The organism is Roseococcus sp. YIM B11640 (assembly GCF_049727625.1).
In the GTDB taxonomy this organism is placed as follows: Bacteria; Pseudomonadota; Alphaproteobacteria; order Acetobacterales; family Acetobacteraceae; genus Roseococcus.
Window position 1 is genome coordinate 356,201 of the sequence record NZ_JBBJOZ010000003.1, and the last position, 20,766, is coordinate 376,966.

Genomic DNA, 20,766 nt, shown 5'->3' on the forward strand with positions numbered 1-20,766 from the left:
TGGCCCAGAAACGGGTTAAGCCCGCGGCAAGCGCTCAGGTTTCAGCCCATACCGAAAGGTTACCTTTTCGGCCGGGCAGGACCGTAGGCGATGGTGTCGACGCGGTCGGGATAGAAGGCGAGGTGCTCCTTGATGTTCGCGACGGCCTGGAAGGGAGCCTCGTAGGTCCAGACGGCGTTGTCCGACCGGGTGCCGCCGGCGGGAATGCTGAAATAGGAAGCTTCGCCCTTGTAGGGGCAGTAGCTGACCTGCGCGCTCCGCACGAGCAGGCCCATCCGCGCGTCCTGGCGCGGAATGTAGATCACGGGCGGGTAGGCCGCCTCCTGGAGAATGATGGCCCTGTCGCTGGCTGCGATCGTCTGCCCGCCGACCGTGACCACGACGCGGCTGCCGAGTGGTTGCAGGGTAATCGGGTGGTCGGGGCCAGGCTGAAGAACACGTCTCGTCGTCATGGAAATCCCCTCGTGACGATCGTCGGTTCCTTATAGCTCCGGCTGCGCCGCCCATGGCCAGCTTCTCTCCATCAAAGGTGAGCAAGGATCGGCTGGCGACCTGCGCATAGTCGCGCTTTCCTGCGGAGGGCGCTGTGGAACACGAGACAGGTTGCGGAGCACGGTGGCGGTGAGCCAGCCGGTGTCGCGCGACGGACTGGACCTGCATGGCTTTTTGCGAAACCCCCTGTTCAAGTCTCGCTGTCAGATGCGAGCTCAAGCTCTGGATTTCGTCAGCAGCTTTCCTCCATTGGACGATCTCGACGAACTTGCCGAGGCGGGCTTCTTGTCGGCCCCCTTGCCCGAACGGTTCGGTGGCCTCGGTTGGGGAACCGAGGCCGGCGGGGCACTCGACCTGTTCGAAGCTCTTCGGCTGATAGGCCGGCTCAGCCTACCCCTGGGAGAGATCTACGAGGCTCACGTCGGCGCGGTCGTGCTGGCGATGCGTCGCGGCTCGGAAAGCCAGCAAGAGTTCGTCAAGGCAGCGCTCTTGAAGCGCCAACTCTTCGGGCTTTGGACGACCGACCGACCTGGCGCGGCACTTCGCGCAACCGCAGGGCTGCTCCAGGGAGGCAAGACTCAATGCGCGGGGACGGGTGTGGTCCAGCAGGCGTTGGTCACAGCGCGACATGATCCGGATGGCACGAACGAACTGCTGCTCGCCCCGTTGGACCAGTTCTCCGAGCGTGGCGATCTGTCGTGTTGGAATCCGGCGGGTATGCGGGCGTCGGCACGCGGCAATGTTGACCTGACGGGGCTGCCCGTTTCGGTTTGCCAGCGGCTGGAGCCATCCCAGGATCCCCTCTCCGAGCTTCTGCCGGCGCGATGGCGAACCCTGACTGTCATGCTCGGCGGGATAGAGGCTGTCGGCGAGGCGCTGCGGGCCCATCACGCGGGCCACGGGAACGGATCGGATCCGCATATGTCTTCCCGGTTGGCCAAGGCCATGATCGCTGCGGAGACAGCACGGCTCTGGTGCAGACAAGCTTGCTGGCTGAGCGAGGTGACGAACGCCGCCGAGAACCGGGTTATCGGGTATATGGATCTAGCGCGAAACAGCGTGGAGCAGGCTGCGCGGGCGGTGCTCGAAGCGGCCGGGCGCTCGCTTCCTCTGCAGTTGCTGGCGTCGTCGAATTCCGTTGAGCGAATGCTGCGCGACCTGGGAATTTATCTCTGTCAGCCTGGACTGGATGGATCGCGCATGGCTGCGGCCCGATCGATGGCAGGGCTTGATGGTCATGTTGGTGACCTCTGGCCTTAGACGCAGCGATCGCTTTTCGACGCTCTTCGGCATGCCGCTTCGCAACATCCATACGATCTTGCATAGCGGCCTGCCATGGCTTCCGACCGAATTCCTTTCTGATCGCTGCGATTTTTGAAAAGTTATCGAAAGTGAGCGGGAGTTTCGGGCGAGGCGATCATTGTCCCATTTTCGTGGAGAGTTCGGCCATGGACTGGGCAGCCATCTATAGAATTTCCTTCTTCGACAACGAGGGCGATCGGCCCATCTCAGTTGTGCATTGGGGCGGAGGTCTCGAGTGCGCTGAGGAATGGGCGGAGCGACGCCTGAACGTCCTCGCTTCAACGCACGATTTGCGACCACGACCCCGCCAGGCGTCTATTCACGACGAGTGTGGAAGGCTCCGGGCGCACTTCCAGTTTCTGGGCGGGGTCGAGCATCTGCCTGACCAATTGTCGCCGCGTCGGACGATGCCATCGCCGTGAGCAATATCGCTTCGATCGACAGCAATATTCCGCGTTTCATTTCCGTTCGGCGAAGCTTTGAAATTCAGGCCAGTGACCGCTCCCGCAGCTAAAGCTGCCCTTGGTAAAATCGTTGCGCTTCCACACCCTCAGGCGCGCCACAAGCCATTCTAGGGGTGGTGATCAGTCCGGCTTCCGCAATTCGACGCCTTTAAGGTCGGGCCGGTCGGTGACCGCAACGCCGTACTGCTTTGCCCAGGCGACAAGCTCCAGCAGCCCCCCGGGGAAGATTCGCGCCACTTCTTGGTTGGGCAGGACGAGCTTATCGCCGGGCGGAGCCTCCCGGATGATCTGCTCCAGACCATCGCGGAGGTCCGGCAGCCCGAAAAGAGAAGCCAGTCGTTGCATAGCGCCATAAGGTAACATCCGCCCCTGCGGGTGCAACCGCTACCGTCGGTCGCGCCAGGATGGGCGAAATGTGGGAAACCGACCTCGGTCACAAACATCCCCGGCGCGGCCCTCACGGAGCAGTTGGGTCAGGCTATGGCGGCTGGGTGGTGGAGGCTGTCGGCCCGAGGATCAGCGTGCCGAGCGCCGGCAAGGTCAGCGAGACCGAAGCCGGCAGCCCGTGCGAGCCGTCGGGCGCGGCCTGCACCGTCCCGCCATTGCCGGTGTTGCTGCCCGCGTAGATCGCCGCGTCCGAATTGAACAATTCGCGCCAGGCGCCGGCCCGGGGGACGCCCACCCGGTAGCCTTCGCGGATCACTGGGGTGAAGTTGCATATCACCAGCACGGGCTGCTCCTCATCCGGCCCGTAGCGCAGCCAAGCGAAGATGCTGTTGTCAGCATCGTCCAGCACGACCCAGCGGAAGCCGCCGGGCTCGCAATCCCGCGCATGCAGCGCGGGCAGGCTGACATAAAGGCGGTTCAGGTCACGAACCATGCGCTGCAGTCCGGCATGGCGCGGCTCGTCCAGCAGGTGCCAGTCGAGCGAGCGGTCATGATTCCATTCGCGCGGCTGGCCGAACTCGCTTCCCATGAAGAGCAGCTTCTTGCCCGGATGCGTCCACATGAAGCTCAGATAGGCCCGAAGATTGGCGTAGCGCTGCCATTCGTCGCCCGGCATCTTGCCGGGTAGCGAGCCCTTCCCGTGCACGACCTCGTCATGCGAGATGGGCAGGATGAACCGTTCCGAGAAAGCATAGACGAGACCGAACGTCAGCAGGCCGTGATGGTAGCGCCGGTAGATCGGGTCGGTCTCGATGTAGCGCAGCGTGTCGTTCATCCAGCCCATGTTCCACTTGAAGTCAAATCCCAGCCCGCCCTCGCGCGGCCTTCGGGTGACGTTCGGGAAGGAGGTGGATTCCTCCGCGATGAGCAGCTTGCCGGGGCAGCGCTCTGCGATGGTGTCGGAGAGCTCCTTGAGGAAGGAGATCGCCTCCAGGTTCTCGCGGCCGCCATGGATGTTCGGCACCCACTCGCCCTCGCGGCGGCTGTAGTCGCGATAGAGCATGGAGGCCACCGCATCTACGCGCAGCGCGTCCACTCCGTAGTGCTCCAACCAGTGCAGCGCACTGCCCATCAGGAAGTTCCGGACCTCCTGCCGGCCGAGGTTGTAGATCAGCGTGTTCCAGTCCTGGTGGAAGCCCTCGCGGGGGTCGGCATGCTCGTACAAGGCCGTGCCGTCGAAGCGGGCGAGGCCATGCACGTCGGTCGGGAAATGCGCGGGAACCCAATCCAGCACGACGCCGATCCCCGACTCGTGGCATCGCTCCACCAACCGGGCGAAATGCTCCGGCGCGCCGAAGGGCGCGTGCGGGGCGAACTGCCCGAGCGGCTGGTAGCCCCAGGAGCCGCCGAACGGATGCGCCATGATCGGCAGGAATTCGAGATGGGTGAAGCCCATCCCCTTCACGTAGGGAATCAGCTGGTCGCCCAGCTGCTCCCAATCCAGCGGCGTGTCCCCGTCGCCGCGGGCCCAGGAGCCCGGATGCACCTCGTAGATCGACATCGGCTTGCGCGCCGGATCACCCCCGATTGCCAAGGCGCGTGGCGGCCGGATGCGGCCGGTATCGGCGACGATGGAACCCGTGGCGGGGGGCGGCTCGGCCTGCCAAGCGATGGGATCGGCCTTCATGGGTAGGAGCTGGCCCCAGCTGTCGACCAACTCGTATTTGTAGATCGTGCCGGGCTGCAGGCGTGGGAGAAAGAGCTCCCACACCCCCGCCTCGTGCCGCAGGCGCATCGGGTGGCGCCGGCCGTCCCAGCTGTTGAAGTCGCCGACGACCGAGACGCGCCGGGCGTTGGGCGCCCAAACTGCGAAGCGCACGCCGCTGACCCCTTCGACGACCATCGGATGCGCGCCCAGGCAGCGGCCGATGTCCTGGTGGCGTCCCTCGCGCAGCAGGTGGACGTCGAGTTCGCCGAGCAGCGGGCCGAAGCTGTAGGGATCCTCCGTCTCCTGGACCACGCCGTTCCAGTCGATGCGCAGGAGGTAGGGGCCGGGCACCATGCCACGGGCGTAGAGCCCGGCCGGGTGCAGCAGCGTCATGGGCAGCACGGTCCCGCCCACGACGAGCGAGGCACCGCTCGCGCCCGGCAGGTAGGCACGCACGATGGGCCCGGCCTCCGTCTCGTGCAGACCGAGGATGGAGAAGGGGTCGCCATGGCGGCCATCTATCAGCGCCGCCAGGGCTTCGGGATTCAGGCCTGCCTCAGCCATCGCGGGTCTCCGTGCCCAGGATGCGGTTGGCTAGTGCCTCCAAGCCGCGCAGGGGAATGTGGATCCAGCCGGGCCGGTTGGCGGCTTCGTAACAGACCTCGTAGGCGGCCTTCTCCAGCAGGAAGAGGTCGAGCAGCGGCGTCTCGGCCTCGGCCGTCATCCAGGGCTGCGGCGCCTGGGCGTGAGCCTCACGATAGGCGGCGAGGAAGCTCTCGCCGGCGCTGTGCCGGAACCGCTCCAACAGCGCTGCGAAACGCTCGGCGCCCGGGCCCTCGATGCCCTGACGGTTCGCCGCGGCCGCGGCCGTCGCATAATCGAAGGAGCGCAGAAGCCCCGCGACGTCGCGCAGTGGTGACGACTTGGCGCGGCGCTGTTCCAGCGTCTTCGCCGGCTCGCCCTCGAAGTCGATGATGTAGGCGTCGCCTTGCACAACCAGCACCTGGCCAAGATGGAAGTCGCCGTGCACGCGCGTCTTCAGCGTGCCCTCCGCGGCGGCGGCGAGGCGCTCCACGCCGGCCAGCAACTCCTGCCCCCGCGACAGGATGGTTTTGGCGCGGGCTTGGTCCTCGGCGGCGTTCCACTCCGTCACGCCGGCCAGAGCCTCCAGCGCCTGCTGGAGCTGCGCGCGGGCCGCTTGACCCCAGGCCTCAGAATCCTCGCGTGTGGCGGGCTCGGGCCGGAAGGCCTCGTCCTCACAGGGGCCGGCGAGCACGGCGTGCATCTCGGCCAACCTATGGCCCAGCGCGCTCGCAAAGAGGAGGTAGCTGTGGATGACACCGTCCTGCTCCTCGAACGAGCTGTCCGGCACCGCCATGGTATCGATGCTGCGACGAAGGAAATCGGTGGTCCAACCCCATCCGTCGCCCTGGTTTCGTACGAAGCCCTGCAGGATGATAAGGGTCCGCGGCACGCCGTCGGGCGTCACGCGAACCACTTCTCCCAGCAGGGGAGCGGTCTGCCCGAAGCCGCGCTCCGTCAGGAAGCGCGTCATCTCGGTCTCAGGGCTGATGCCCTCCGTGATGCGACGGACCAGCTTCAGGACGGCCTGCTCGCCGATGATCAGCGAGGAGTTGGACTGCTCGGCGTCGAGCCGTCGAATCTCGGCGCCATCCGGGATCTCCACGGCCTCGAAAGCCGAGGTCGGCAGGAAGCGGATCTCGCCCTCAGCCAGCGGCAAGGTCGCGCTCCCCCGCAGGTGGTGGACAACCGTCTGGGCCAGTGCGTCCAGCGCGAAGGCGTCGGTGAGCACGCCCACGCGGCGCCCGCGGCGGATCCGCGCCAGCGCCAGCTGCTGCGGGAGCGCGGTGCTGGTCTCGTCCTCCCAGCCGAGGCCTAGGGGTAGGAAGTAGCGGCCAGGCTCGGCACCTGTGGCGCCTGCCACCTCCACCTCCGTCATCAGGGCTTCGGCGCCGTTCTCGCCGCGAAGGACCTCGACGAAGGCGAAGCGCGGTTTGCTGTGCGCCGTATCCTTCCCCGAGAACCAGCGCCGCTTCGAAAGGTATTGCGCCAGGACATCCGTCTCGAGCGTCCGCAGGGAGGCGGAGGACAGCACTTCCGCCAGGCTGTTGCGCAGGACCAGTGTCGCGAGCTCCGACATGGGCTCGGGCGCCGGCAGGTGCCAAGTGGGCATAGCGGCCTCCGTTGCGAGCAGGAACCAGTAGAACCCGTAGGGAGGCAGGGTCAGCAGGTAGGAGAGCTGCCCGATCGGCGGAAAGGAGGAGCCGCCGATCAGCTCCACCGGCACGCGGCCCGCGAAGGCCGAGAGGTCCAGCTCCACCGCCTGGGCCGTGCGCGAGAGATTGCAGACGCAGAGGATCGTCTCGCCTTCGAGCTCCCGCAGATAGGCGAGGATCTTGCGGTTGCCGGGATAGAGGTAGCCGAAGCTGCCCCGCCCGAAGGAGCGGTGCCGTTTTCGCACCGCCAGCATGCGCCGCATCCAGTTGAGCAGCGAATGCGGATCGGCCGACTGTGCCTCCACGTTCACGGCCTCATAGCCGTAGACCGGGTCCATGATGGCCGGCAGCACGAGGCTCGCGGGGTTGGCACGACTGAAGCCACCATTGCGGTCGGGCGACCACTGCATCGGCGTCCGGACCCCGTCGCGATCGCCGAGATGGATGTTGTCGCCCATGCCGATCTCGTCGCCGTAGTAGATCACGGGCGTGCCGGGCATGGAGAGCAGCAACGAGTTCATCAGCTCGATGCGGCGGCGGTCGTGCTCCAGCAGCGGGGAAAGGCGGCGACGGATGCCGAGGTTGATGCGCGCGCGCTTGTCGGCGGCATAGGTGTTCCAGAGATAGTCCCGCTCGCGATCCGTCACCATCTCCAGCGTCAGCTCGTCATGGTTCCGCAGGAAGATCGCCCATTGGCAGATCTCGGGGATCGAAGGCGTCTGGCGGAGGATGTCGGTGATGGGAAACCGGTCCTCTTGCGCCATCGCCATGTACATGCGCGGCATCAGCGGGAAGTGGAAGGACATGTGGCATTCGTCGCCGTCGCCGAAATAGAGCTGCGTGTCCTCCGGCCACTGGTTAGCCTCGGCGAGCAGCATGCGGCCCGGCGCGATGCGATCGAGCTCCGCGCGGATCTTCTTCAAGACGGCATGCGTCTCTGGCAGGTTCTCGTTGTTCGTGCCGTCGCGTTCGATGAGGTAGGGGATTGCGTCCAGCCGGAGGCCATCGACGCCCGCCTCCACCCAGAAGCGCATGACGGAGAAGACCTCCTTCAGCACGTGCGGATTGTCGAAGTTGAGGTCCGGCTGGTGGCTGTAGAACCGGTGCCAGAAATAGGCGCCGGCCACGGGATCCCAGGTCCAGTTGGACTTCTCGGTGTCGAGGAAGATGATCCGCGTCCCGTCGTACTTCCTGTCGTCGTCCGACCAGACGTAGTAGTCGCGATGCACCGAGCCCTTCTTCGCGCGCCGGGCACGCTGAAACCAGGGGTGCTGGTCCGAGGTGTGGTTGATCACCAGCTCGGTGATGACCTTGATGCCGCGCGCATGCGCCTCATGGATGAGCTTCCGGATGTCGGCCATGCTGCCGTATTCCGGATGAACGTCCTTGTACTCGGCGATGTCGTAGCCGTCGTCGCGGCGCGGTGAAGGGTAGAAGGGCAGCATCCAGATGGTGTCGACCCCGAGTTCGGCGATGTAGTCGAGCTTCTGCAGAAGGCCGGGGATGTCGCCGACGCCGTCGTTGTTGGCATCGAAGAACGATTTGATGTGCAGCTGATAGACGACCGCGTCCTTGTACCATTGCGGGTCGTTCACGGCCTCCGGGGCGGGGTGGCGTTTCGTCTTGTTCGGCATGCTCAGGCCCTGTCGGCGCGGAGGCGCCATAAGGCGAAGGGAAGGACGGCGGGATCGAGGCGCAGCGGGCGGTGCGTGCCCTCCCAGCGCTGCTCGCCGCCCGCGATCAGGTCTTCCGCGAGGAAGGGCGCGCCCGCGCCGAGGCCGAGGACGCGCTGCGGCAGCTCCATCTGCGTCTCCACGATGTCGAAGGGGTTGGTGGACACCGCCACCAGGACGATGTTGGAGCGATCCTCCGTCGCCTTGGCGAAGAGCATGATGCCGGGATGGCCCGAGGCGAGGACGGTGGTGCCGAGATGCGTCTGCAAGGCAGGATTCTGCCGCCGGAGGGCGTTGAGCCGGGTGATCTCGGCCTCGATGTTGCCCGGGCGGCCATAGTCCCAGGCGCGGATCTCGTATTTCTCGCTGTCGAGATATTCTTCCTTGCCCGGCTTTTCCGGCCGCGCCTCGCAGAGCTCGAAGCCGTTGTACACGCCCCAGAGGCCGGAGAGTGTGGCCGCCAGCGCGGCGCGGATCAGATGGCCCGGCCGGCCCGATTTCTGCAGGAAGACGGGGTTGATGTCCGGCGTGTTCACGAAGAAGTGCGGCCTGAAGAAGTCCGCGACCGGCGCCTGGTTCAGCTCGGTCATATACTGGCCGAGTTCCCAGGGCTCATTGCGCCAGGTGAAATAAGTGTAGGACTGCGAGAAACCGACCTTGGCCAGCCGGTACATCACCTTGGGCCGCGTGAAGGCCTCCGAGAGGAAGACGCAATCGGGATCGCGCGCGCGCACCTCGCCGATCATCCATTCCCAGAACGGCAGCGGCTTGGTGTGCGGGTTGTCCACACGGAAGAGCTTCACGCCCTGCTCCGCCCAGAAGAGCACGACGTCGCGCAGCGTCAGCCATAGGGAGGGGACGGCGCCCTTCGCGTAGAAGTCGACGTTGACGATGTCCTCGTACTTCTTCGGCGGGTTCTCGGCGTAGCGGATCGAGCCGTCAGGCCTCCAGGCGAACCATTCCGGATGGTCCTTCAGCCACGGATGGTCCGGCGAGCACTGGATGGCGAAATCCAGCGCGATCTCCAGCCCGTGATCCTTCGCGGCGGCGATCAGGCGGCGGAAATCGTCGAGCGTTCCCAGCTCCGGATGAATCGCGTCGTGTCCGCCTGCCTCGGAACCGATCGCATAGGGGCTGCCGGGGTCGCCGGGCTTCGCCACCAGGCTGTTGTTGCGACCCTTGCGGTTCTTGCGGCCGATCGGGTGAATGGGCGGGAAGTAGAGCACGTCGAAGCCCATGTCCCGCACCCTTGGCAGCGCGCGGATCACGTCGTCGAAAGTCCCGTGGCGGTTGGGATCGCCGCTTTGCGACCGCGGGAAGATCTCGTACCAGGACGCGAAGCCGGCGGCACGCCGCTCGACATCCAGCGGCAACTCCTGGACCACCCGGAAGGGCCGCTGGTCTGCCTTGGCCATCAGCGAGATGACGCGGGGCATGCCAAAGAGCTCGACCGCGACCTCGGCATCCGCCCGTGGCAGGGCTTTGAGCAGGGCCGTTATTTCCGCAGCCTCGTTCCTCCGGAGATGGCGCTTCGCCTCTTCCAGCAGCGCCATGCCCTCCTGGCGCTCCAGCGTGATGTCGACGCCCGCGGCCTGCTTCTTGGTGATCTCGTTGCGGAACGCGGCATAGACATCCACCCAGGCGCAGACGGCGTAGAGATGGCGGCCCACGCGGTCCGGCACGAAGGTCCCGCTGTAGATGTCGTTGACCATGTGCCGCATCGGCACCTCGCGCCAGGCGGCCTCATCGGCGGGCCGCCACAGCAGGCGGACCGCCAGCTTGGTCGCGCCGTCCGTGAAGACGTCGGCGGTGACGGTCACGGGATGGCCCACAATGCGCTTGACCGGGAAGCGGCCGCCATCCACCGCTGGCGCCACGGCCTCGACGGCGATGCGCGGGGATTCCGCGAAGCTCCGGGCGCTGCGGTCGCCCGGGGCGGGCTTCTGCCGGACTGGCTTTGTCGCCTCGACGGGAATGGCTCGGACCTCACCCGGCTCCAGCTGGATGAGGCCGGCAGCCTCGGGCCGTCCCCCGGGGAAGGACGCGGGCCGCGGCAGCGCGCCCAGTGCCTGCGCGGTGGACAGCTCGGCTGGACGAGAGAGTGAGGGATTCGCCAGCACCAGGAGTTCCGGTGCCTGAGCCGGGCCGCGCATGACAGCGGCGACGGGCGCGCCCGGTGGGGAGAGCACCACTGGAGCGTCGGCGCCGGCCGTGGCGGGAGATGCCCGCCGGCCGGCATTCAGCTGACGGATCGTCTCGCTGAAATCGATCCGCGGCGAGCGACGAAGATCGTCGAAGGCTTCCGCCTGACGGCCATCATGGCCCATCCGGTGGATGTCCCCGAACTCGAAGGCCATGGGAAGCATCCAGGCCGAGCCCGCGAATGCCGCGAAGCGCAGCGCTCGCTCTCCGGCGCGACGGGCCTCGTCGCGGCTGCTGAACCCGGCCAGGAGACGGCGTGCGAAGGGCGCTTCGGGCATGGTAAGGATCGGAGCGACCTTCGAGAGCCGCGCAGCCTCCTCACCCCACCATGCAGCTTCGTAATCCCACCAGGGGAGCGAGGAGGCTGACAGATCGAAGCGGCACGTTGACAGCTCAGCCAGCCGAGCCGGCGTGACGCCCAGCGTCCAGGCCATGAAAATCAGATCGGGATGGGACTGACGCGCGTCGCGTATCAGCGGTTCCCAGAAGCTTTGGCCAGCATCGGGATCGAGGCACCGGAAGCCGCCGATCCCCGCCTGTGCCCACTCGGTCACACGCGCCACCCACCAGGCCTGGAGCGGCTCTGGCACGGGCAGCGGCAGGCGCACGCCAGAATGAAAAGGTTTGCGGGGGTCGGGCGGAGCTTCGACGGAAGGGGCGTCTTGCCGCCACTCGGGATGGGCGTCGAGAAGTTTCGATTGAGCGTCCACACGCTCCGTAGCGAGATCCAACAGGATGTTCAGCCCTTGGGCACGTGCCATGGCGCAAATGTCCGCGAGCGCCGCGAGGGCATCGCCACCGCCGAGGCTGGCGTGCAGGACTCGATGATCGGCTGCGAGAAAAACGGAGCGGTCGTGGCCGGTCCCAAAGGGCGGCGCGAGGACGACAGCATCGAACCCGAGCGACGCGATGCGGGCGAATTCCTCCGGCCAACGGCGCAACTCGGGTACGAGGAGCGGGTGGAAGTAGTAGAGTGAACGCGGAAGGATCTTTGGTTCAGCCAAGGGCTCGGGGTCCTCGCAGCGGCAAGGGCAGACCGCAATTTCTCAGCCCTAAACATCTCCCGCAGGGCGCGGTTGCCCACACATGCGCCATCCGTTGTGGAAGAACGGCCGGTTTGGCGTGCGCGCCTCAACAACGCGTGCCGCGCGCATGTTCCACTCCGCGCACCTTCCCTGGATGCATCCGATGAATCCCGGCGCGTTCTCGCGTCTGAATCCGCAACCAACCTCGGTCCACGTGCCGTCCGGCTGCCGCGTCCCGCGTTGCAAGATCCTGTGCGACATCCGGGGGGGCAGTGGCCGATCTCATCGAAGGGTCTGAAGCGGGTCTGGCGGCTGCGCTCACTGAAATGGCTGTCGCGTCCGGGGGACTCATCTTCCTGGCGCGGAGCGAAACCCGCGCCGTGCGCCTGGCGCGCGCTGCCCAGGCCCTTGAGCCGGAGCTGGGTGTGGTCCTCCTTCCGAGCTGGGACTGCCTGCCCTACGACACGACTTCGCCCTCGCGGCAGGTCATGGGCCAGCGCATGGCTGCGCTGAAGGTTCTGAGAGACGGGGCCGGGCCGGGATTGCTCGTCGCCACGATCCCCGCGGCCACTCAGCGTCTTCCGCCCGGGGAGATCTATCGCGAGCTCACGTTGCGCCTGGATGAGGAGATTGACCCCGCGGCGGTGGAGGAAGAGCTCCGGCGCCTTGGCTACGCCTTCGAGGATTGCGTTGACGAGCCTGGCGAGGCCACGCTCCGGGGTTCGGTGCTGGATGTGTATCCTGCGGCCAGAAACGGCCAGCCCTGCAGGATCGAGCATGCGGAAGGCCGCATTAAGGCCTTCCGCCTTTACGATCCTCTCACTCAGCGAAGCACCGCGGAAGTCGATGCGGTAACGTTGGGCCCCGCCTCCGAGCTCGTACTGCCCCCGGACTCGGAAGCGGTGCACGTGCAGGGGATCGAGCACGCCCTGGCGGGCTTTTACCCGAAGCTCTCGACCGTGTTCGAACTCCTGCCCAAAGCCCTGATCGTCGTCGATCCCGAAGTGCCGGACCTCGCCGATCAGCGGGCGGATGAGGTGCGGGATGCCTATCGGCTGCGCGCATCCACCTTGCCCGAGGAGCCGCCGGCCTTCGTGCCTTCGGAGCCGGATTCGCTGTACCTGCTCGGCGAGGCGTGGCGCGAGGCGCTGGCGGGGCGGGCGGCCACGACGGTCCAGCCAGCGGAGAACGGGGAGCCTCCAGTCCCATGCTTCTCGGACATGCCGGAGCCGGAGGAAGCCTTTATCGCATTCGTCGAATCTGAGCTTGCGGCAGGGCGCTCAGTCGCGATCTCCGGCCGCAAGCACCGGACGACTCTCTCGCTCCAGCGGCTGGCCGCGCGCAGGCTTGATCTGGAGGCGGCTTCCTTCGCTTGCTGGTCGGCTCTCCAGGCCGCGCCACCCGGCTCGTTCGGGATCCTGGACGGCCTACTTGCTTCGAGCTTCTCCGTCGGAAAAGTGTCTGTGGTTGCACCCTCCGATGTGCGACGGACCGCCGGGCGGCGCGACGCCAGCCAGCACCGCGAGTTTCTCGCTCTGGGCCAGGCTACGCTTCAGCCCGGCGACGCCGTCATTCACCTCGACCATGGATTGGGCGCGCTGAGCGGGCTGGAGTCGGTGGAACTGGAGGGCGCGCGGATGGACTGCCTCAGGCTCGAGTATGCCGACGGCAAGGCGCAACTCGTTCCACTCGACGAGATGGACCGGCTCTGGCGGTACGGTGCCGAAGCGGAAGCCGTGACGCTCGACCGGCTGGGCAGTGGCGGTTGGGAGAAGCGACGGCAGGAGGTCGCGGCACAGATCAGGGAGACGGCGGCGGCCATGGCTGAGCTGGCTGCCGAGCGGGCGAGGCTGACGGCGCCCGTGATCCGACCGCGTGGCCGCGTCTACGAAAGCTTCGCTGCACGCTTTCCGCACAGCCTGACCGAGGACCAATCGGAGGCCATCCAAGCCGTCCTCTCGGACTTCGCCTCAGGCCGCCCGATGGACCGCCTCGTCTGCGGCGACGTCGGCTTCGGCAAGACCGAGGTGGCGCTGCATGCTGTCGCGGCTGCGGCCCTCGCTGGCTGGCAGGTGGCAGTCCTGGCGCCCACGACGGTGCTCGTGCGGCAGCATCTGAACACCTTCCGACGGCGCTTTGCCGGACTGGAGACGAAGGACGGGCCGATCCGCATCGAGCAGCTTTCGCGGTTGTCGACCGCGGCCGAGGCGAAGGCGGTAAAGGCCGGGCTGGCGGATGGCAGCGTGCGAATCGCGATTGGCACGCAGGCTCTGCTGGGCAAGGCGATAAGCTTCCGGGAGCTCGGCCTGGTCGTCATCGACGAGGAGCAGCGCTTCGGCGCCCGGCAGAAGACGGCACTGCGGCAGCTTGCCGCCCGCGGCCACGTGCTCTCGATGACCGCCACGCCCATCCCCCGCACCTTGCAGGCGGCGCTGCTGGGGCTGGGGGAAGTCAGCGTCATCGCCACCCCTCCCGGTCGCCGACAGCCCATCCGCACGGCCCATGTGCCGCTGGACGATGTGCTGCTGCGCCAGGCGCTGGAGCGCGAGAAGCGGCGCGGCGGGCAGAGCTTCGTGGTTTGCTCCCGCATCAAGGACCTGCCGGCGATGCGCGAGCGCATTCGTGGCCTGCTGCCCCGCCTGAAGCTGATCGAGGCGCATGGGGAGCTTCCGCCGGCCGAGGTAGACGATGCGCTGTTGCGCTTCGCGGAAGGCCAGGGCGATGTCCTGCTCTCCACCAACATCGTGGAGACTGGCCTCGACGTGCCGCGGGCGAACACGATGCTGGTGTGGCGCGCGGACCGCTTCGGCCTCGGCCAGCTGCATCAGCTACGCGGGCGCGTCGGCCGCGGCCGCGTGCGCGGCACCATCTTTCTGCTGACCGATCCCGCGCAGCCGCCCACCGCACTGACGCTCAAGCGGCTCAAGACGCTGGAGGCCTTTGACCGGGTGGGCGCCGGCTTCGCCATCAGCGCGCGCGACATGGACCTGCGCGGCGCGGGCGACCTGCTGGGTGAGAGTCAGGCCGGCCACGTGAAGTTGATCGGCCTCGACCTCTACCAGCACCTGCTGGAGCGGGCCTTCCGGGCCGCGCGGGGCGAGCCGGTCCCGGAGGAGTGGACACCGGCCCTGTCCATCGAGGCCTCGGCCGGCATTCCCGAAGAGGTGGCGGAGGAGGACGGGCTGCGCATCGAGCTGCATGCCCGGCTCGCCGGCATGGTCCGCCGCGATGACCTCGCTGCGTTGGAGGATTTCGAGGACGAACTGCGAGACCGCTTCGGCCCGCCCTCCGAGCCGGTAGCGAACCTGCTTGCCCTGGCGCGTCTGCGGATGGAGTGCCGCCGCCTGGGTGTCGTACGGATGGATGTCGGCCCCACCGCTGCGGCCGCGACGCTGCTCGCGGAGCCCCCGTCGCTGACTCCACCGCTGGAGCTGCGGGGCGGCCGCGCCGTTCTCGCGCGACGGAGCGGGAATGCGGCGGACCGGATCGCCGCCGCGGCAGAGCTCCTGCATCGGCTGGCCCGGCGGAAGGCGGCATGAGACAAGCTCAGGCAGAGGTACCAGCGCCAGGATTTGGACCGCGGATGTCATGATCGGCGCCGCGAGATAACCCCGTCATTCCTCCGGCGTTATCGCTCCGGATAGCGGGGATACATTGATGGCGCAGCGCTGGCCGGACCGCCTTTGGATCGTCCGCCATGGGGAGAGCAGCGGCAATGTCGCGCGGGACGCGGCGCATGCCGCCCGGCTGGCGCGGATCGATACCGGCGGCCGCGACGTCGACGTGCCTCTGAGTCCTCTGGGAGAGGAGCAGTCTCGGGCGCTGGGAAGATGGTTCGCGCGGATGCCCCGCGACCAGCAGCCCGATGTCGTCTTGACCTCGCCCTACCTGCGGGCGCGGCAGACCGCTGGGTTGATCCACGCGAGCGGCGGCCTGGCGGTAGAGGCGGCCGACTTTATCGTGGACGAGCGATTGCGCGAAAAAGAGTTTGGAATCCTCGACCGGTTAACCAGTCACGGCATCCGGGAGGAATTCCCCGAGCAGGCCGAATTTCGCCGTGTGCTGGGAAAATTCTACCACCGGCCTCCTGGCGGAGAGAGCTGGTGCGACGTCATCCTGCGGCTACGCAGCGCGCTCGATACCGTGTCGCTGCATCATAGCCAGGCGCGATTGCTGATCGTGGCGCATCAGGTCGTCGTGCTGTGCCTGCGGTATCTCCTGGAGAACATGACGGAGGAACAGATTCTCGCGATCGACCGCGCGGGGGACGTCGCCAATTGCGGGCTCACGGAGTACGCGTTCGATCCCACCCAGGCACGGGACGGGGCACTGGTGCTGAAGCGCTACAATTTCGTCGCGCCACTCGAGCAGGAGGGGGCGAAGGTCACAGCCGAGCCCGACAGGCCCGTGGGCTCCCGATGAGCGGCAACACGACCCCGGTTGACGAAGTGTTGCTACAGGGGATGCCGCTGCCCCGCCATGAGGATGGCGAGGACAAGAACGAGCGCGGGCGCGTGGCGGTGGTGGGCGGTGGTGCTGAGATTCCCGGCGCCGTGCTGCTGGCGGGCGTGGCGGCGTTGCGCGCCGGCGCCGGCAAGCTTCTCGTCGCCACGGCCCGCAGCACGGCTGCGCCGCTCGCGATCGCATTGCCGGAAGCCCGGGTTGTTGGCCTGAGAGAAACTCCCGCCGGCGGCTTGGCGCCCGAGGCAGCCGAGACGCTGGCCGAGCAATGCGGGCGATACGACGCGCTTGTGCTGGGGCCGGGCATGGTCGATCCCGAAGCCGTTGCCGAGCTGACCGGTGAGCTCCTACGTCGGATCGAAGGCGTGCACTTCGTCCTGGATGCGGCATCGCTTTACTGTTTGGCGGATTGCCGCGGCTCGCTCCGCCGCCACGGCGGGCGAGCTGTTCTGACGCCGCATGCGGGGGAGATGGCGGGCCTGCTGGGCGTGCCGGAGACCGCGGTGCAGGCCGATCCGTTGGGGGCAGCACGGCAGGCGGCCGCCGACCTGCAGGCGGTGGTCGTGATGAAAGGCGGACGTACGTTCATCGTCACGCCACAAGGTCAGGCGTGGAGCTGCGACCGGGGGAATGTCGGCTTGGCGACCTCCGGCTCAGGAGACACGTTGGCTGGCATCATCGGAGGGCTGCTGGCGCGTGGAGCCGTTCCTGCGGAAGCAGCCCTCTGGGGTGTTTTCCTGCACGGGGAGGCTGGGGCAAGGCTCGCGCGGCGCGTGGGACGTGTCGGCTTCCTGGCGCGAGAAATACCGGCCGAGATCCCATCGATCATGGCGGAATTCGATGCGGTGGACTCAGCAGGCGCGATTACGCCGCGTTGAGCTGCAGCCCGGTCCTTTGTGGCGAGCCGGGGCTGGGTGCGGGCTCGGAGCACAGCGACATCGCCGCCGGCGAGGACGACCGGCGCGCCGGTTTCATGGCGGCACTTCAGTGGTGCCGGCAGCCATGGGCAGGCGCAGCAAGTGATGCGCCGGCCGGCAATGCGGGCAGAGGAGCTGCGGGGCAGGTTATCTACCTTGGCGCGGGCGCTAACCGAACGGGATTCCAATGCCGGGGCGGGTCCTAGATCGCTGGGCTTGGGCTTCCTATTCCTTCTGCTGCGCCTCGATTGCATCGAGTACGGTATCAGGCGCTACATCCCGCGTAATCTCTCGCAGCTCGTGCACCCGCGGCTCGATGCCCAGCCGCTCGGCGATGTCGGCTACAACCCTTGCCAACGAAGTCAGCTCTTGCTCCGCCAGCATGCTGATCTGGAGATCCAAGTCGGCCCGCCTTTCAGCCGAGGCCGCGCTGCGGTTCTGGCTGATCAACACGAAGGTTGAGAGGAAGATCGCCTCCACCGACGCTACCATCGCCAAAATCACGAAGGATGGGTCAAACTTTTCTACGCCAGGCACCAAGCCCAGGTTGACCAGTATCCACGCGCCGTAGAGGGCCAGGTGGAGATAGACGAAGCTCATGCTTCCGGTGAACGAGGTGATGGCCATCGCCAGACGATCTTGACGGGAGGCAGAGCGCTCATCCTGGCGGCGCCGCTCTTCCAGCTGCCTGATGTTTCGCATGACGGAAGGGCTAAGTTCTTCGGGTCGATCCGGCGGAGCCGGTGGGTGCGTGGACACGTAAGCCTCCGCTAACATCGGGAATGGCGACGAGCCTACAGCTGGAGCTAGCTGGCTGGGTCAATCGCTTTGGCGACGGCATCCTTTTTCTTCGGCGGCAGCAGCTTCATTGTCAGAATGAAAGCCGCCAGCAGAAGGCAAATCGCGTTGGTGATCATGATCGGCCACTGCCCGAGCACCGCGCCGTAAGCCAGCCAGAGCGCAAAGCCCGTCACCGTCAGCGCGTACATGCCGGTCGAGAGGCTCGACGTATCGCGCGTCTTGATGATTTTCCACGCCTGTGGCGTGAAGCTGGTTATCGATGCCACGGTGGCGGCGGCGCCGAGCAAGGTCTGGACGTCGAAGTTCATGATGTGCGTTACCGCTGCCGCACGTCGCGATCCAGCACCTTTGTTAATGGCTGAACCCGCAACTCCCACTCTGTGCCTGACGTTTCCTCTGGGTTCAGACGCGGAGAGGAAGCATGCCCCAGACCCTGACAGGTCGCTTCGAGACCAGACGTGAGGCCGAGCTTGCTATCGAGCGCCTTGTTCAACAGGAGAGCTTGGACCGGCAGTCGATTTCAGTGCTTCCGGTGGGCAAGGATAATTCGGCGGGGACGCAGATCTCCGGATCCGACCAGCCCGATGCACACGCGGGAAGCCGGGAACGCGAGGACGCGGCGCTCAGGGGGCCGGTCCAGGTCTCGGTCTCGTTTCCGGAAGGCAGGGCAGAGGCCGTGCGGCAAGCCCTTCAGGAGTCTGGCGCGCGGGATCTGAGCGCCCGCTGACGGGAACTGGTGACGGGCGGCTGTGACGTCGCGTTGCTCGATGTCGAGAGCCGCGCCCCTTTCAGCACGGCGGGCTGTTAAGCGCCGAGCATTCGCGCGACTGCTACGGCCATGACGCCCGCTGTCACCGCAAGAAGGTCCCGGCGCGTCGCGCACATCACGAGACCGACGATCAGAAGAGCGAGAAGTTCCGGCCACTGTCCCTTGATAAGCGTCGGGGTGATGATGCCGATCATGACGCCTAGCGGCACGGCGCGAAGGGTCGCCTGAATGCGCGGCGTCATCTGCACGATACCCATGGCCATGTAGCCCAGGACACGGCAGGCCATCGACGCTGCTGCGAGAGCAGCGAGCAAAATCAGAAAGTCAGCGCTCGTCGACATGGCGGTAGGAGGCGATCGCGCCTGACGATACGCCGGCGGCGATGACGGCCCAGACCTCTAAGCCCGCGGCGGCCATGGCCCCTGCGGTGAGCAGCGCCGCGATGGCGTTCCACACGTCGCCACTCCCGCGCCACATCGCGATTCCGAGTGCGGCGGAGAAGGCCACGAACATGAAATCCAAGCCGAAAGTTGAGGGATCGCGGATCGATTGTCCCATGACATGGCCCACCGCCGTGCTCACGACCCAGGGGACGAACATGACAAGTCCGGATCCGAACAGAAAGCCGATATCGTCGTCGCCATCCTCGAACTGACGCAGGGAAAGAGCCCAGTTCGCGTCGCCCATCACGACAAGGCTGGAGCCGATGCGGATGCCGCCGAGCCCCTCGAGCCAGGGACGAAGCGTTGCGCCGTACACGATGTATCGCGCGTTCACCACGAGAACGGTCATTACAAGGGCGGTCGTGGAGACCTCAGGCGTCCAGCTTTGAACCAGCGCCAGCTGTGCGGAGCCCGAATAGACGAAGGTGCTGAGAAGTGTCGCTTCCATGGCGCTCATGCCGACGCCAGCGGACAGCACGCCGAACATGAGCCCATAGGCGGCCACTCCGATGGCAAGCGGTCCCGCGGCACGCCACCCTTGGCGGACGCCGCGCCAAGTGAAGGGGCGAGGGCTCAATTCGGCTTTACCTAACCGTTAAGACGGTTAGAATGAGCCATGGTCGAGGCTGCCGTCAATGCAGGTGGAAGGGCACCGCGTTTCATCGCCGGCGCGCTTTGCCTCGATTTCGTGAACACCGTCGCATGGCGTGGTGACCCGGCGCGCCGCGAGGACAGGATCGGACGCTACTCCGACCTAGTGCATTGGGCCCGGTCGGCAGATGTCGTCAGTGCCGCCGACGCCGGGAAGCTGATGGCGCAGGCGGAACAGGCGCCGCGCTTGGCCGCACGGGCTCTTCGATGTGCGGCCGGTCTGCGCGAGGAGTTGTATGGCCTGACGATCGATGCTGCCGGGCCGCTTTCTTCGCCTGGCCAGCTATCGAACCTCCTTTCTCGGCTCAGTGGTATCGCGGTGTTGAACGTCAGCGGGGATCGGCCGCTATGGCAGCCGGCGGGAGAGGTGCCTGACCTGCGTTTGCCGCTGGTTCCAGTCGCGGTGAGCGCGGCATCGCTGCTGGTTCAGAATGCGAAGGAGCGCGTTCGGGGTTGTGCCGACCCGCAATGCGGTTGGGTTTTCCTCGACGAAACTCGCGGCCGCACGAGGCTCTGGTGCTCGATGGATGATTGCGGAAATCGGGCAAAGGCACGTCTGCACTATCGCCGGAAGGTGCATGGATCTGGCTAACGCTTGCGCAGCGTCCTTGGAGCGATAGGTGGAATGGACGGGAACTGGCGGTACGCTCTCGGAAGGCTGGAGACGCGCCTCGTTGCGGGGGCGCACCATCAAGTTCGGCGCGGAAAGCACGGCAAACCTAGGCCATTGCGGGGTGCCGTCGATCGAGAGAATGAATTGTGGGATATCGGCTGGAGCAGCGGTAGGAACCGGGGACGGAAATTCTCTGCGCGCCGGGACCGGTGGATGGAAGCGAATGAAAGAGTCGTACGTCGAAGGAGTAGCCACCCACGACGGCCCCGAGTCATGCGTTGACGCCCGTGAGGGCGGCGGCGAAGCGTTGACAGGGGAAACCGCGGGCTGGGTATTGAGCCGCGAAATTTTGAAAGTCGAGGGCGCTGACGCTGTAGAGAAAAGCGGAAGGCCACACGACGCGCACCATCATGGCGAGGTGCGCGCCGGCCCTGCGCGGTCCGAGGCCCCATGCACGCGGGGACACCATCCACACGGGAACCGGGAGATCCATGGGCTGCCTGGCGGGCTATCGCCAGGCCGCGACGGGAAGGCTTCGGCCGAAATCCGCTGATGCACGGCCCAGGGAAGTCAGACCCGTCCATAGTACCAGGGAAGCGGCCGAACAGACCCGGGCGACCG

16 protein-coding genes are annotated in these 20,766 nt (G+C 66.5%); 7 read left to right on the forward strand and 9 right to left on the reverse strand.

The genetic code is table 11. The features are described 5' to 3' along the window. Nucleotides 1–59: 59 nt before the first annotated feature. A complete protein-coding gene (locus tag WJM96_RS15610) occupies nt 60–452 on the reverse strand; it encodes a DUF427 domain-containing protein (protein WP_424813443.1) in 393 nt (130 codons plus the stop codon). A 169-nt stretch (nt 453–621) separates the two neighbouring features. Here WJM96_RS15610 and WJM96_RS15615 point away from each other — a divergent pair, with 169 nt between their 5' ends. Beyond that, the gene (locus tag WJM96_RS15615) at nt 622–1,752 is read left to right on the forward strand and encodes an acyl-CoA dehydrogenase family protein (protein WP_424813444.1); all 1,131 of its coding nucleotides are present in this window, start codon (nt 622–624) and stop codon (nt 1,750–1,752) included. 626 nt (nt 1,753–2,378) lie between these two features. Here WJM96_RS15615 and WJM96_RS15620 read toward each other — a convergent pair. From WJM96_RS15620 to WJM96_RS15635, 4 genes are all read right to left on the reverse strand, one after another. After that, on the reverse strand, nt 2,379–2,603 hold the full coding sequence (locus WJM96_RS15620) for a hypothetical protein (protein ID WP_424813445.1): 225 nt from the start codon (nt 2,601–2,603) through the stop codon (nt 2,379–2,381). 133 nt (nt 2,604–2,736) lie between these two features. Beyond that, complete coding sequence (gene glgB, locus WJM96_RS15625; RefSeq protein WP_424813446.1) at nt 2,737–4,917, reverse strand: 1,4-alpha-glucan branching protein GlgB; 2,181 nt, start codon at nt 4,915–4,917, stop codon at nt 2,737–2,739. Next, nucleotides 4,910–8,224 (reverse strand): maltose alpha-D-glucosyltransferase, encoded by a 3,315-nt coding sequence (treS, locus tag WJM96_RS15630; protein WP_424813447.1) that lies wholly within the window; start codon nt 8,222–8,224, stop codon nt 4,910–4,912. Before treS ends, glgB begins: the two co-directional genes overlap by 8 nt. A gap of 2 nt (nt 8,225–8,226) precedes the next feature. Next, the gene (locus WJM96_RS15635; RefSeq protein ID WP_424813448.1) at nt 8,227–11,055 is read right to left on the reverse strand and encodes a maltotransferase domain-containing protein; all 2,829 of its coding nucleotides are present in this window, start codon (nt 11,053–11,055) and stop codon (nt 8,227–8,229) included. Between the two features lie 87 nt (nt 11,056–11,142). Here WJM96_RS15635 and WJM96_RS15640 point away from each other — a divergent pair, with 87 nt between their 5' ends. The 4 genes from WJM96_RS15640 to WJM96_RS15655 all read left to right on the forward strand — a co-directional run bounded on the left by WJM96_RS15640 (nt 11,143) and on the right by WJM96_RS15655 (nt 16,829). Continuing rightward, nucleotides 11,143–11,442: a hypothetical protein gene (locus WJM96_RS15640; RefSeq protein ID WP_424813449.1), complete on the forward strand. Its 300-nt coding sequence runs from the start codon at nt 11,143–11,145 to the stop codon at nt 11,440–11,442. A gap of 374 nt (nt 11,443–11,816) precedes the next feature. Beyond that, the gene (locus tag WJM96_RS15645) at nt 11,817–15,029 is read left to right on the forward strand and encodes a DEAD/DEAH box helicase (protein ID WP_424813450.1); all 3,213 of its coding nucleotides are present in this window, start codon (nt 11,817–11,819) and stop codon (nt 15,027–15,029) included. 118 nt (nt 15,030–15,147) lie between these two features. Beyond that, a complete protein-coding gene (locus WJM96_RS15650; RefSeq protein ID WP_424813451.1) occupies nt 15,148–15,912 on the forward strand; it encodes a histidine phosphatase family protein in 765 nt (254 codons plus the stop codon). Further along, nucleotides 15,909–16,829: an NAD(P)H-hydrate dehydratase gene (locus WJM96_RS15655; RefSeq protein WP_424813452.1), complete on the forward strand. Its 921-nt coding sequence runs from the start codon at nt 15,909–15,911 to the stop codon at nt 16,827–16,829. Before WJM96_RS15650 ends, WJM96_RS15655 begins: the two co-directional genes overlap by 4 nt. A 264-nt stretch (nt 16,830–17,093) precedes the next feature. Here the strand turns inward: WJM96_RS15655 and WJM96_RS15660 are convergent, their stop codons facing one another. Together WJM96_RS15660 and WJM96_RS15665 are read right to left on the reverse strand one after the other, a co-directional pair. Continuing rightward, complete coding sequence (locus WJM96_RS15660; protein ID WP_424813453.1) at nt 17,094–17,495, reverse strand: DUF1003 domain-containing protein; 402 nt, start codon at nt 17,493–17,495, stop codon at nt 17,094–17,096. 179 nt (nt 17,496–17,674) lie between these two features. Continuing rightward, nucleotides 17,675–17,977, reverse strand: coding sequence for a SemiSWEET family sugar transporter (locus tag WJM96_RS15665; protein WP_424813454.1), 303 nt, complete (start codon nt 17,975–17,977; stop codon nt 17,675–17,677). Between the two features lie 113 nt (nt 17,978–18,090). Between WJM96_RS15665 and WJM96_RS15670 the strand changes: the two genes are divergently transcribed. After that, a complete protein-coding gene (locus WJM96_RS15670) occupies nt 18,091–18,396 on the forward strand; it encodes a hypothetical protein (protein ID WP_424813455.1) in 306 nt (101 codons plus the stop codon). Between the two features lie 77 nt (nt 18,397–18,473). Here the strand turns inward: WJM96_RS15670 and WJM96_RS15675 are convergent, their stop codons facing one another. Together WJM96_RS15675 and WJM96_RS15680 are read right to left on the reverse strand one after the other, a co-directional pair. Continuing rightward, complete coding sequence (locus WJM96_RS15675) at nt 18,474–18,779, reverse strand: AzlD family protein (RefSeq protein ID WP_424813456.1); 306 nt, start codon at nt 18,777–18,779, stop codon at nt 18,474–18,476. Further along, nucleotides 18,763–19,458: an AzlC family ABC transporter permease gene (locus WJM96_RS15680; protein WP_424813457.1), complete on the reverse strand. Its 696-nt coding sequence runs from the start codon at nt 19,456–19,458 to the stop codon at nt 18,763–18,765. The genes WJM96_RS15675 and WJM96_RS15680 overlap by 17 nt, the downstream gene beginning before the upstream one ends. Before the next feature lie 39 nt (nt 19,459–19,497). On the opposite strand from WJM96_RS15680, the gene WJM96_RS15685 reads away from it, so the two are divergent. Continuing rightward, a complete protein-coding gene (locus tag WJM96_RS15685; protein ID WP_424813458.1) occupies nt 19,498–20,124 on the forward strand; it encodes a CGNR zinc finger domain-containing protein in 627 nt (208 codons plus the stop codon). Nucleotides 20,125–20,766 lie beyond the last annotated feature (642 nt).

Coding starts and splice junctions, on each gene's coding strand:
- WJM96_RS15610 (WP_424813443.1), bottom strand. CDS start 452: ATGACGACGAGACGTGTTCTTCAGCCTGGCCCCGACCACCCGATTACC.
- WJM96_RS15620 (WP_424813445.1), bottom strand. CDS start 2,603: ATGCAACGACTGGCTTCTCTTTTCGGGCTGCCGGACCTCCGCGATGGT.
- glgB (WP_424813446.1), bottom strand. CDS start 4,917: ATGGCTGAGGCAGGCCTGAATCCCGAAGCCCTGGCGGCGCTGATAGAT.
- treS (WP_424813447.1), bottom strand. CDS start 8,224: ATGCCGAACAAGACGAAACGCCACCCCGCCCCGGAGGCCGTGAACGAC.
- WJM96_RS15640 (WP_424813449.1), top strand. CDS start 11,143: ATGGGCGTCGAGAAGTTTCGATTGAGCGTCCACACGCTCCGTAGCGAG.
- WJM96_RS15645 (WP_424813450.1), top strand. CDS start 11,817: ATGGCTGTCGCGTCCGGGGGACTCATCTTCCTGGCGCGGAGCGAAACC.
- WJM96_RS15650 (WP_424813451.1), top strand. CDS start 15,148: ATGGCGCAGCGCTGGCCGGACCGCCTTTGGATCGTCCGCCATGGGGAG.
- WJM96_RS15655 (WP_424813452.1), top strand. CDS start 15,909: ATGAGCGGCAACACGACCCCGGTTGACGAAGTGTTGCTACAGGGGATG.
- WJM96_RS15660 (WP_424813453.1), bottom strand. CDS start 17,495: ATGGCCATCACCTCGTTCACCGGAAGCATGAGCTTCGTCTATCTCCAC.
- WJM96_RS15665 (WP_424813454.1), bottom strand. CDS start 17,977: ATGAACTTCGACGTCCAGACCTTGCTCGGCGCCGCCGCCACCGTGGCA.
- WJM96_RS15670 (WP_424813455.1), top strand. CDS start 18,091: ATGCCCCAGACCCTGACAGGTCGCTTCGAGACCAGACGTGAGGCCGAG.
- WJM96_RS15675 (WP_424813456.1), bottom strand. CDS start 18,779: ATGTCGACGAGCGCTGACTTTCTGATTTTGCTCGCTGCTCTCGCAGCA.
- WJM96_RS15685 (WP_424813458.1), top strand. CDS start 19,498: ATGGTCGAGGCTGCCGTCAATGCAGGTGGAAGGGCACCGCGTTTCATC.